Here is a 1968-nt window from a genome sequence, read left to right as displayed (position 1 = left end):
AAGGTATCGGGCCGGGTGGAGAGCATTTACGTGCCGGTAGAAGGGGTGGAGATTTACGAGGTCGTCCGCAAGCGGCTCTTTGAGCAGTTGGGCGATCCGGAGATCCATCGGCAGGTAGCGGAGGAATACTTCAGGCTCTACCAGTCCTTGGGCAACGACCTTCCCGGTGAGGTGAGGGAAACGGCCTACCGGGAGAAGATCGAGCGGGCCTACCCCTTCCATCCGGAGTTCATTGATCTCCTTTACGAGCGGTGGGGGTCCTTCCCCACCTTCCAGCGGACGCGGGGCGTCTTGCGGCTGTTGGCCCAGGTGGTAGGTAATCTTTACGAAAAGAAGACTTTTTCTCCGCTGATCCAGTCCTCGCTTGTTGACCTCGGAAGTGCGCCGATCAGGCGGGAGTTCCTTAAACATATCGGCAACGAGTACGACAGCATCATCAGTGCCGACATTACCGGTAAAGCGGCGCAGATCGACCGGGAGATGGGGAGCGAATACGAAAAGTACGGCATCGCGCGCGGCTTAGCCACCACCGTCTTTCTCTACTCCTTCTCCGGAGGAGAGCGCCGGGGCGTGACCCTGCCCTGGCTGAGAGTGGCGCTTTTGCGGGAAGGAATTCCTTCCACCATCGTCGGGGATGCCGTAAATAAACTCGAAGAATCACTCTGGTATTTCCACCGGGAAAAGCATTTGTATTCCTTTAAAAACCAGCCCAACCTGAACCGGATCATCATCGAGAAAGAGGAAGCGGTTGAGGCCGACCGGATCCTGGAGGCCCTCCAGGAGCAGTTGTCCAAAATCGCGAAAGGCGCTCCCTGTGATGTTTATCTCTGGTCGCGGAGTTCCGGCGATGTCCCCGACAGCAAACGGCTCAAGATTGTCTTCCTCGGACCGGAACTGAGGTACGGGAGGCAGGAGACGCAAGACTTTGCCAGGGATTTGCTGAATAACGCCGGCGTCACCTTCCGCATCTACCGGAATACCTTATTTGTCGTGGCGTTTGACCCGGACGCCTACACCGGATTGGAGAGGTTTTTGCGGCGGTTCCTGGCGCTTCAGGAGATAGCGCAGGACAAAAGCCTTTCCCTTACCGCCTCCGCCCGGGAGGAGGTTCAGACCAGGCTGAAGCAGGCAGAAAAGGACCTCCCCTTCCAGATGATTGCCGCTTACCGGCACGTAGGGTGGTACGGAAATGGAGCCGTTATCTGGCGGGACATCGGGCTGCCCACCGTAGGGGAAAAGTCGCTTTCCGGCCGTATATTCCAGAGCCTTAAAAGCGAAGAACGAATACTGTCTCTCATTACACCTAAATTGATTTTGGAACGAGCCTTCAGAGAAGACGAAGAGGAAAAAAGCCTCCAGGACATTTATGAACTCTTTCTGAAAACGCCGGGGCTTCCTTGCCTGGAGAGCGAAAACGTGCTCACGGAAGCGGTCAAACAAGGGGTTAAAAGCCGGTTGCTGGGGGTCCGTATCGGGGAGCGGGTCTATTTCGACGAGGCTATTCCGGACACACCGCCCGATTCCCTGGTCCTCCGGCCTAAAAAAGCGGCGGCGGAGAAACAGGCTGAACCGGTGGCACCGCCAGGCGGAAAAAGGGTGGTTTACCCGCCAGGAGGAGAACAGCCGGAGCCCGGCACCCGTCCGGACCCAGCCACCAAGAAAGAGCAACCAGGCCGGATCACGCAGGTAGCCATTAAAGCCGCCGTTCCTTGGGATAAGCTTTCGGAAATCGTCAAGGGTGTCATCAGGCCCTTAAAAGGGGCCGGTTCCGACCCCGAAATCATCCTCGAGATCAAGGCAGAATCTGCAGCCGGTTTTGACCGCACCACCTTGGACAGTAAAGTGAAGGAGACGCTACTGCAGTTGGGAGCCAAAATAATGCAATGGGAGGAAGGTTGAGGTAGATTTAATAGACGCCATTGCTTTTCCAGTAAAACTACTATCTTATCGGATCGGAAGTAATCACCC

At 56.1% G+C, this 1968-nt stretch carries 1 protein-coding gene; it reads left to right on the top strand.

Translation table 11 applies throughout. The annotated features are described in order from the left end of the window. A partial coding sequence (locus ACUVTA_RS08265; RefSeq protein ID WP_445952475.1) for a DUF499 domain-containing protein occupies window positions 1-1899 on the top strand: 1899 nt, incomplete at its 5' end. Between the last annotated feature and the right edge of the window lie 69 nt (window positions 1900-1968).

The organism is Thermodesulfitimonas sp. (genome assembly GCF_052743955.1).
Note: the sequence above shows the minus strand (reverse complement) of the source record. Positions and strands in the feature narration are given on the sequence as shown.